General features: G+C 57.3%; 8 protein-coding genes and 4 tRNA genes. All 12 read right to left on the bottom strand.

Annotated elements, in window-relative coordinates:
- Positions 1 to 42 precede the first annotated feature (42 nt).
- A complete protein-coding gene (rplL, locus tag PCA20602_RS18815; protein ID WP_023593799.1) occupies positions 43 to 420 on the bottom strand; it encodes a 50S ribosomal protein L7/L12 in 378 nt (125 codons plus the stop codon).
- A 60-nt stretch (positions 421 to 480) separates the two neighbouring features.
- Positions 481 to 978 carry a 50S ribosomal protein L10 gene (rplJ, locus tag PCA20602_RS18820; RefSeq protein ID WP_010804162.1) on the bottom strand — a complete coding sequence of 166 codons (498 nt, stop codon included), beginning with the start codon at positions 976 to 978 and terminating at the stop codon, positions 481 to 483.
- Positions 979 to 1,299: 321 nt separating this feature from the next.
- Positions 1,300 to 1,995: a 50S ribosomal protein L1 gene (gene rplA / locus PCA20602_RS18825; protein ID WP_069343893.1), complete on the bottom strand. Its 696-nt coding sequence runs from the start codon at positions 1,993 to 1,995 to the stop codon at positions 1,300 to 1,302.
- The gene (gene rplK / locus PCA20602_RS18830; RefSeq protein WP_039393782.1) at positions 1,995 to 2,426 is read right to left on the bottom strand and encodes a 50S ribosomal protein L11; all 432 of its coding nucleotides are present in this window, start codon (positions 2,424 to 2,426) and stop codon (positions 1,995 to 1,997) included. The genes rplA and rplK overlap by 1 nt, the downstream gene beginning before the upstream one ends.
- Positions 2,427 to 2,570: 144 nt before the next feature.
- Positions 2,571 to 3,128 (bottom strand): transcription termination/antitermination protein NusG, encoded by a 558-nt coding sequence (nusG, locus tag PCA20602_RS18835; RefSeq protein WP_069343892.1) that lies wholly within the window; start codon positions 3,126 to 3,128, stop codon positions 2,571 to 2,573.
- A 1-nt stretch (position 3,129) separates the two neighbouring features.
- Positions 3,130 to 3,510: a preprotein translocase subunit SecE gene (gene secE / locus PCA20602_RS18840; protein WP_069343891.1), complete on the bottom strand. Its 381-nt coding sequence runs from the start codon at positions 3,508 to 3,510 to the stop codon at positions 3,130 to 3,132.
- A gap of 22 nt (positions 3,511 to 3,532) precedes the next feature.
- Positions 3,533 to 3,608, bottom strand: a tRNA-Trp gene (locus PCA20602_RS18845).
- A gap of 64 nt (positions 3,609 to 3,672) precedes the next feature.
- A complete protein-coding gene (gene tuf, locus PCA20602_RS18850; RefSeq protein WP_044457352.1) occupies positions 3,673 to 4,863 on the bottom strand; it encodes an elongation factor Tu in 1,191 nt (396 codons plus the stop codon).
- 70 nt (positions 4,864 to 4,933) lie between these two features.
- Positions 4,934 to 5,008, bottom strand: a tRNA-Thr gene (locus PCA20602_RS18855).
- A gap of 34 nt (positions 5,009 to 5,042) precedes the next feature.
- Positions 5,043 to 5,116: transfer RNA gene (locus PCA20602_RS18860), tRNA-Gly, on the bottom strand.
- 74 nt (positions 5,117 to 5,190) lie between these two features.
- Positions 5,191 to 5,276 (bottom strand) — tRNA-Tyr (locus PCA20602_RS18865).
- A gap of 163 nt (positions 5,277 to 5,439) precedes the next feature.
- Positions 5,440 to 6,192 carry a glycosyltransferase family 25 protein gene (locus PCA20602_RS18870; protein WP_174981309.1) on the bottom strand — a complete coding sequence of 251 codons (753 nt, stop codon included), beginning with the start codon at positions 6,190 to 6,192 and terminating at the stop codon, positions 5,440 to 5,442.
- Positions 6,193 to 6,858 lie beyond the last annotated feature (666 nt).

The raw sequence follows: 6,858 nt of genomic DNA on the forward strand, positions 1-6,858 counted from the left end.
GACGACATTTCGTCGCCAGCCTTCCCTACGCGCAGAGCCGAATTACTTAACTTCGACCTTGGCGCCGGCTTCTTCCAGCTTCTTCTTGGCTTCGTCAGCAGCAGCCTTGTCGACGCCTTCCTTGACAGCCTTCGGAGCGCCATCAACCAGATCCTTGGCTTCCTTCAGGCCCAGGCCGGTGATTTCGCGGACGGCCTTAATGACGCCGACCTTGTTTGCACCGACTTCTGCCAGGATGACGTTGAATTCGGTTTGCTCTTCAGCAGCAGCAGCACCGCCGCCAGCACCAGCCGGGCCAGCAACTGCCAGGGCAGCAGCCGACACGCCGAACTTCTCTTCGAACGCCTTGACCAGGTCGTTCAGTTCCATAACCGACATCGCGCCTACGGCTTCGATGATTTCGTCTTTCGTGATTGCCATTTGTAAAACTCCTAGATTGTGTTCGGACCGAAGTCAGCGATCGTGTAACCGAAGAGAGAATTAAGCAGCTTCCGCTTGCTTCTTCTCTGCCACGGCAGCCAGGACGCGAGCAAAGCCGGAAACCGGCGCTTGCATGACACCCAGCAACTTCGCGAGCAGTTCGTCGCGGCTCGGGATCGAGGCCAGCGCTTGCACGCCTGCCTTGTCCATCACCTTGCCGTCGTACGAGCCGGCCTTCAAGATCAACTTGTCGTTGCCCTTCGAAAAGTCGTTCAAGACTTTCGCAGCGGCTACGGGATCCGTCGAGATACCGTAGATCAGAGGACCGGTCATCTGCTCAGCCAGGTCAGCAAACGGGGTGTTTTCCACCGCGCGGCGTGCCAGCGTGTTCTTCAGAACGCGCAGGTAGACGCCTTGCTGACGCGCATTGGCGCGAAGCTTCGTCAGATCGCCAACCGTGATTCCGCGATATTCAGCCACAACGATGGTCGAAGCGCCGGCGACTTGCGCCGAAACTTCTGCCACGACGGCTTTCTTATCATCAAGATTAAGTGCCACGGTTAACCTCCAAAATTGACATCACCTCATGGTGATGCCGTTCCACTAACGGCTTACCGACATGTCTGGAGTTTCAACCCCCGCACCCGGTTTCCCTGGCACGACGGCTTGACTGCATAACTTGTTCGGGTTCGCCATCTGCGTTGGCTGGCGTATTAAGGGAGCGTCAGTGAATGCCCATTCCCGCCAACGGTCTTTGATAACCGGAAGCGATTTCCAAAGAAGCCGCTTCCGCCCAAAGTCTTTTGCTACCGGCTTTCGATCTCCAGGATCTCAGCCATCGCAGGGGACGCCATCACCCTGCGATTGCGATGATGTCGCTTAGGCCGACAGGCTGGCCTGATCCACGCGCACGCCAACGCCCATCGTGCTCGACAGGGCGATCTTGCGCAGGTAGACACCCTTGCTCGAAGCCGGCTTCGACTTCGTCAGGGCTTCCAGCAGGGCCGAAAGGTTCTGCTGCAGTGCTGCCGGTTCGAACGAAGCGCGACCGATCGTGGCGTGGATGATACCGGCCTTGTCGACGCGGAATTGCACCTGACCAGCCTTGGCGTTCTTCACTGCCGTGGCCACGTCCGGGGTCACCGTACCGACCTTCGGGTTCGGCATCAGGCCGCGCGGGCCGAGGATCTGACCCAGCGTACCGACGATACGCATCGTGTCCGGCGAAGCGATCACGATGTCGAAGTCCATGTTGCCGGCCTTGATCTGCTCGGCCAGGTCTTCCATACCGACGATTTCAGCGCCGGCAGCCTTGGCTTGCTCAGCCTTTTCGCCTTGGGCGAAAACAGCCACGCGAACCGACTTACCGGTACCTGCCGGCAGAACGACCGAACCGCGAACCACTTGGTCCGACTTCTTCGCGTCCACGCCCAGCTGGACGGCGACGTCGATCGACTCGTCGAACTTGGCGCTTGCGCATTCCTTGACCAGGGCCAGAGCGTCGCCGACCGGGTACAGCTTGTTGCGGTCGACCTTGGCGGCCAGTGCTTGTTGACGCTTAGAGATCTTAGCCATTACAGACCCTCCACCGTGATGCCCATCGAACGTGCGCTGCCAGCGATGGTGCGAACCGCGGCGTCCAGATCGGAGGCGGTAAGGTCAGGCATCTTGGTCTTCGCGATTTCTTCCGCTTGTGCGCGGGTGATCTTGCCCACCTTGTCGGTGTGCGGCTTGGCCGAACCCTTTTGCAGGTTGGCAGCCTTCTTGATCAGCACCGTTGCCGGCGGAGTCTTCAGGACAAACGTGAAGCTCTTGTCTGCGAAAGCGGTGATCACCACCGGAATCGGCAGACCCGGTTCGAGGCTCTGCGTTTGGGCGTTGAACGCCTTGCAGAACTCCATGATGTTCAGGCCACGCTGACCCAGGGCCGGGCCCACGGGGGGCGACGGGTTGGCTTTACCTGCAGGAATCTGCAGCTTGATAAAGCCGATGATTTTCTTTGCCATGGTTTACTCCGTAACGAATATGTGGCGCATATTCGGGGTTGAGTCATAGCGCGCTTTCGCCGGCAAACTGGCTACTGACGCTCCTCGGCGACGGGTGTCACCAACGCAAAAACGCGCCGGACGTCGCGCCGGCGCATTTTATTCTTAGATCTTTTCGACTTGTCCGAACTCCAGCTCTACTGGAGTTGCCCGTCCGAAGATGGTGACGGAAACACGGAGGCGGGATTTTTCGTAGTTCACTTCTTCCACCGAGCCATTGAAGTCCGTGAAAGGACCGTCCTTGACTCGAACCAGCTCGCCCACTTCGAACAACGTCTTGGGACGCGGCTTTTCAACCCCATCCTTGATTTGCGACATGATCTTGTCGACTTCTGCCTGACGAATCGGCATCGGGCGGTTACCCGTACCACCGATAAAACCGGTGACCTTGGGGGTATTCTTCACCAAGTGCCACGATTCGTCCGTCATTTCCATCTCGCACAGCACGTAGCCGGGGAAGAAACGACGCTCGGTGACCTTCTTATGGCCAGCCGTGGTTTCAACAACTTCTTCAGTCGGCACAAGAATCTGGCCGAAGTAGTCTTGCATGCCCTCACGCGTAATGCGCTCTTGCAGTTGCTTGGCTACGCTTTTTTCCATGCCGGAGTAGGCATGAATGACGTACCAGCGCTTTTTGCTCGGTGCAGCTCCGGTATCAGACATATCACTTCCAGCCAAGAATCAAAGAGAACACGGCCCATTCAATCGTTTTGTCGCTGATCCACAGATACAGCGCCATCACGATGACGAACACGAAAACAATCGCGGTCGTTTGGGCGGCCTCTTTACGGGTTGGCCAAACGACCTTACCCACTTCCCGATACGCATCCTTAGCGAAGGCCATGAAGCCTTTGCCCGTTTGCGACATCAATGCCACAAAAGCTGCGATTGCCAGAACGACGACGATGGCAGCGACACGCACATAAAGTGCCTGTTGCTCCAGGGCGTAGAACGCCACGACGCCAGCAATCACCAGCAGCCCGGCCAGAGCCAGCAGCAGCTTGTCGCCAGTCGTACGTACAGTTTCTACGGGAGAATTCGCCATTTCCAGCTTGCAGACAGTTGTTTGGCAGGGGCAGAGGGAATCGAACCCCCAACCTTCGGTTTTGGAGACCGACGCTCTGCCAGTTGAGCTATACCCCTAAAACAGCAGAGGGGCCAGCCGCCAAAAGCTGACCCCGTAAGCGCGGACCGTTAAGGTTCCGGCTTAAGCTACGATCGTTGCAACCACGCCGGCGCCGACGGTGCGGCCACCTTCGCGGATTGCGAAACGCAGACCTTCGGTCATGGCGATCGGAGCGATCAGCTTGACCGTGATCGAAACGTTATCGCCAGGCATGACCATTTCCTTGCCTTCCGGCAGGCTGATCGAACCCGTCACGTCCGTCGTACGGAAGTAGAACTGCGGACGATAGTTGTTGAAGAACGGGGTGTGACGACCACCTTCATCCTTCGACAGAATGTACACCTCGCCCGTGAAGTCCGTGTGCGGCTTGATCGAGCCCGGCTTAGCCAGAACCTGACCACGCTGAACTTCTTCACGCTTCGTACCGCGCAGCAGAATACCGACGTTGTCGCCAGCCTGACCTTGGTCGAGCAGCTTGCGGAACATTTCAACGCCCGTGCAAATCGTCTTGACCGTCGGAACGATACCGACGATTTCGATTTCTTCGCCGACCTTGATCACGCCCGATTCCACGCGACCCGTCACCACCGTGCCGCGACCCGAGATCGAGAACACGTCTTCCACCGGCATCAGGAACGTCTTGTCGATTGCACGTTCCGGCGTCGGAATGTACGAATCCAGTGCATCGGCCAGGGCCATGATGGCCACTTCGCCCAGTTCGCCCTTGTCGCCTTCCAGCGCCAGCTTGGCCGAACCCTTGATGATCGGCAGATCGTCGCCCGGGAACTCGTACTTGGTCAGAAGTTCACGCACTTCCATTTCGACCAGCTCGAGCAGCTCGGCGTCGTCGACCATGTCGCACTTGTTCAGGAACACGATGATGTACGGCACGCCAACCTGGCGGGCCAACAGGATGTGCTCACGCGTTTGCGGCATCGGGCCGTCAGCGGCCGAGCAAACCAGGATAGCGCCGTCCATCTGGGCAGCACCGGTAATCATGTTCTTGACGTAGTCGGCGTGGCCCGGGCAGTCAACGTGTGCGTAGTGGCGGTTAGCCGTTTCGTACTCGATGTGCGCGGTGTTAATCGTAATACCGCGTGCCTTTTCTTCCGGTGCAGCGTCGATTTCGTCGTACTTCTTGGCCTGACCGCCGAACTTCGACGACAGAACCGTAGCGATAGCAGCCGTCAGGGTGGTCTTGCCATGGTCAACGTGACCGATGGTGCCGACGTTCACGTGCGGCTTAGTCCGCTCGAATTTTTCCTTTGCCATTTCAGACTCCTAACGGGTTATCTATTGCCGAGTTGCTCGGCATGTTGATTGCCGCGCTTTCACTATCTTTTGGTGCCCATGGGCAGGATCGAACTGCCGACCTCTCCCTTACCAAGGGAGTGCTCTACCACTGAGCCACATGGGCGAATCCTGTACTGCTACTTCGTCTGCGCGTCACCTGGAGCGGGTGAAGGGAATCGAACCCTCGTCATAAGCTTGGAAGGCTTCTGCTCTACCATTGAGCTACACCCGCTTGGATTCCGACTCTCGCCACTTGGTAACAAGCGCCGGGAACTCTTGTTTCCGGCGCTCATTACTTCCGCATTCTGGTGGAGGAGGTTGGATTCGAACCAACGTAGGCGTAAGCCAACAGATTTACAGTCTGCCCCCTTTAGCCACTCGGGCACCCCTCCGCAGAGAATTTGCAATTATGGAGATGTCCCCCCGCCTTGTCAACACCTTCCACGCATTAAATATGCAGTTTTTGTGCCTGCGGCTCACCAAAATTTCGAAGCGTGCGGCAAGTTGTTGATTTTTCTGGATATCGGCAAGGTGGGAAGGTACTCGTTTGCGTCGTCAAACGCCGGTAAACAGGCGCCGGCGCCATACGTCGAGATGGCGGTTGAGACTATCCCGCCCCATATGGAATTCACGGCGCAGTTTCTGAGTGAGAGATCGCTTTGCCTTCTGCCGGCCGGTGATCGTCGTACCAAGGTCGTCGCCCCGGTCCACCACGATATCCGGCGACATCGAGATCATGCGAATCCCATGCTCCCAATTACGATTGATCATGTCGTCGACGGGGTGAATCATGCGTCTTCCATACCCCAGGAGCGCCAGTGCAGCCTCCCGACGAATCAGGTAGCCCTGCGTCCCACCGGGCTGCTTGCGATGATCGTGAAGCAAACTACCGTCTGGCAGCTGCGCAACCTTCCAACGCCCCGCAGACCCCGCGTCCTTCAGTCGCAGGATGCCCCATTGCACGGAAGCGTCCAGCGCCAGTACCAGACGACTGCCGAAATCTGGCGTCAGATCGATGTCGTCCTCCAGTACGCACCAGGCGTCATCGTTCGAGCGCGCAAGTTCTTCCCAGATGCGGTAGTGGCTGTCATAACAACCGACCTCTCCGAGCGTCAGGTGGCTGGCATACGTCCTCAGGCGAGCCGTCACATCGTATGTCGCAGGATATTCCGACATGCGCTCCGCATCGAAGAACCGAAATGGAATGCCGGCCTTCTGTAGTTGCCCAGTGATATGGGCACGACGATCATGGCTGTCGATCAGCGACACGACGACCACTGGCGGCAGTTTTAGCCCCGAAACCAACATTTTGCTATCCCCGTTTTTTTGTTCAGTCTCCGAAACTAATAGACGTCTCGGTTTGGTATTTAAAACGGGCATAGCATAAACGCCAAATATGTCGCATTGCGCTTAACGTCATTAATTTGGGCCCCCGCTGACAAACAGGGATTGTCAGCAGGGGCACTTCCCCCCACATCACGTCTCTTCTCGCACTAGCGCAGGAAATGCCCCGAAAGGGTTGCGCATACTGGCTCGGCCAGAGAATATGGATACGTGACTGCGACACGGGAGTACGAGAAGCACCCCTCGAATTCATCAAGATGAACTCGCTGTGATCTTGCGATGAGCCAAACAACGCGAGGACTGATGCCCCGCTTCTGCGGGCTCGGGGTAATCCGATCGCGCAAGAAACTGTCGGTAAGCGCCCGATTGCATATTCGATGGCGAGCGATATCAAAGTCAGAATCGATCCACCGAGGAGCGTCCGGCGCATTCAGCGGAGTCATCCGATCGAGGTCAGGTAGATCGTCACCGACGCTGGAACGTCAGGCTGTCGACCAAGCATCTGGTTTCAATGAAATGCAGCGCGTCGTCTTTCTTGAATTGAAGAAATCGACCTGCAGCGAACGCAGTTTGCCTAATCGGGCACAAATCGCATGACAACAAAATGCGTAGTCCGCTTTCGAAAGCTGT

This window comes from Pandoraea capi (genome assembly GCF_902459735.1).
GTDB lineage: Bacteria > Pseudomonadota > Gammaproteobacteria > Burkholderiales > Burkholderiaceae > Pandoraea > Pandoraea capi.